Annotated in this window: 3 protein-coding genes; 2 read left to right on the top strand and 1 reads right to left on the bottom strand. The window is 61.0% G+C overall.

Going from position 1 to position 2,368, the window contains the following annotated elements:
• A partial coding sequence (locus ACIOVB_RS23865) for a class I tRNA ligase family protein (RefSeq protein ID WP_401271854.1) occupies positions 1-887 on the top strand: 887 nt, incomplete at its 5' end.
• A 132-nt stretch (positions 888-1,019) separates the two neighbouring features.
• Entirely contained in the window at positions 1,020-2,039 is a 1,020-nt protein-coding gene (gene rlmF, locus ACIOVB_RS23860) for a 23S rRNA (adenine(1618)-N(6))-methyltransferase RlmF (RefSeq protein ID WP_401271853.1), read from the top strand.
• A 203-nt stretch (positions 2,040-2,242) separates the two neighbouring features.
• Here the strand turns inward: rlmF and ACIOVB_RS23855 are convergent.
• Positions 2,243-2,368, bottom strand: a 126-nt coding sequence (locus tag ACIOVB_RS23855; RefSeq protein ID WP_394598080.1) for an HU family DNA-binding protein, incomplete at its 5' end; no start/stop codon positions are given.

Raw genomic sequence — 2,368 nt, 5'->3', positions numbered from 1 at the left:
AAGCCTGCGGCCAGAACGGCGAAGCCTCCGAGCTGTCGCTGGCGGATCGCTGGATCAGCTCGCAGCTGCAACGCACCGAAGCCGAAGTGACCCGTCAACTGGATCAGTTCCGTTTCGACCTCGCCGCGCAAGCGCTGTACGAGTTCATCTGGAACCAGTACTGCGACTGGTACCTGGAGCTGTCCAAGCCTGTGCTGTGGGACGAAAACGCCCCGGTTGAGCGTCAGCGTGGCACCCGCCGCACGCTGGTTCGCGTACTGGAAGTGGCGCTGCGCCTGGCGCATCCGTTCATGCCGTTCATCACTGAAGAAATCTGGCAGCGCATCGCGCCGCTGGCCGGCATTCAGGGCAAGACGATCATGCTGCAACCTTGGCCAGTGGCCAACGAAGAGCGCATCGATCCGGCCGCCGAAGACGACATCGAATGGCTCAAAGAGCTGATGCTCGGCACGCGTAACATCCGTGGCGAAATGAACATTGGCCCAGGCAAGCCCCTGCCGATCTACCTGAAGAACGTCAGCGCTGAAGACCAGCGTCGCCTGACCGAGAACGAAGCACTGCTGAAGAAGCTGGCGCGTCTGGAATCGATCACCGTGCTGGCTGCTGGCGAAGAAGCACCGCTGTCCGCCACCGCGCTGGTTGGCGAGATGGAAGTGCTGGTGCCGATGGCCGGTCTGATCGACAAGGGCGCCGAACTGGCGCGTCTGGACAAGGAAATCCTGCGTCTGCAGGGCGAAGTCCAGCGTGTTGGCGGCAAGCTGTCCAATGCCGGTTTCGTTGACAAGGCCCCGGCCGAAGTCATCGAGAAGGAACGCGCCAAACTGGCCGAGGCTGAACAGGCCCTGGGCAAACTGGCCGAGCAGCACGCGCGGATTTCCAGCCTGTAAGGGCAAGCCGCAATGAAAAAGGGAGGCCCGCAACGGCTTCCCTTTTTTGTGCCTGAAACACCATCCGGCGTATACGTCGCCAATGTGGGACAATACCCGCCACTTTCAGCCATACCCGAATCGACCACGCCCATGAACGCCCCCCGCACACCCAAACCTGCGCGCAAGAAGCCTGACTCCGCGACCCCGGCCAAAGCCGTTGAGCCGCGTGAAAAGGCCAGCCTGCACCCGCGCAATCGCCATCAGGGTCGCTACGACTTCCCGGCGCTGATCAAAACCACGCCGGAACTGGCGAAGTTTGTGATCACCAACCCGTACGGCAAGGAAAGCATCGACTTCGCCAGTCCCGATGCGGTGCGCGTGTTCAACCGGGCGCTGCTCAAGGCGTTCTATGGCATCCAACATTGGGATATTCCGGCGGACTACCTCTGCCCGCCGGTACCGGGCCGTGCCGATTACGTGCACTTTCTCGCGGATCTGCTGGCAAGCATGAACGACGGCAAGGTCCCGCGCGGCGCGATCGTCAACGTGCTGGACATCGGCATGGGCGCCAATTGCGTTTATCCGCTGATCGGCAACAGCGAATACCGCTGGCACTTCCTCGGCTCGGAGATCGACCCGACCGCCGTGGCTGCCGCCAGAGCCATCGTTCAATCCAACGATCTGAGCAAAGTTATCCAGCTGCGCCAGCAAGAAAATCGCAAGCACATCCTGATCGGTTTGCTGGAGCCGGGCGAACGCTTTGACCTGACCATGTGCAACCCGCCGTTCCACGCCTCGATGGATGAAGCGACCAAGGGCAGCGAGCGCAAATGGCGCGCACTGGGCCGCGCCGACCCGAAACGCAAACTGCCGGTGCTGAACTTCGGTGGCCAGTCGGCCGAGCTGTGGTGTGAAGGTGGCGAAGCGCGTTTCGTGACGCAACTGATCGCCGAGAGCGCGAACTTCCAGCACAAGGTGCTGTGGTTCAGCACGCTGGTGTCGAAAGCCTCGAACCTGCCCGCCATTGAGATCGCGCTGAAAAAGGCCGGCGTGCTGGAAAGTCAGGTGGTTGAGATGTCTCAGGGACAGAAACAAAGCCGCTTCGTCGCCTGGACCTTCCAGACCAAGTCCGAGCAGCAGATCTGGCGTCGCGAGCGCTGGACGCGCTAAACATCGCATAGACCGACGCAGGTCAATTGTGGGAGCGAGCCTGCTCGCGAAGGCGGAGTGTCAGTTAACTTAAATATCGACTGACACAGCGCTTTCGCGAGCAGGCTCGCTCCCACATTGGATGGCGTGGCATCGCCAAATCGCAGACACAAAAAAACCGTGCCCGGATCGCTCCGGAGCACGGCTTTTTTTATCGCTGCGTCTTACTTGTTCACAGCGTCGGTCAGGCCTTTGGCCACAACCAGCTTGATCACTTTCTTTGCAGGGATTTCGATGGCAGCGCCAGTCGAAGGGTTACGGCCAGTGCGGGCAGGACGCTCGGTCACTTT

The organism is Pseudomonas sp. NPDC087639 (assembly GCF_044743385.1).
Taxonomy (GTDB): domain Bacteria; phylum Pseudomonadota; class Gammaproteobacteria; order Pseudomonadales; family Pseudomonadaceae; genus Aquipseudomonas.
This window is presented reverse-complemented; position numbering and strand designations above follow the sequence as displayed.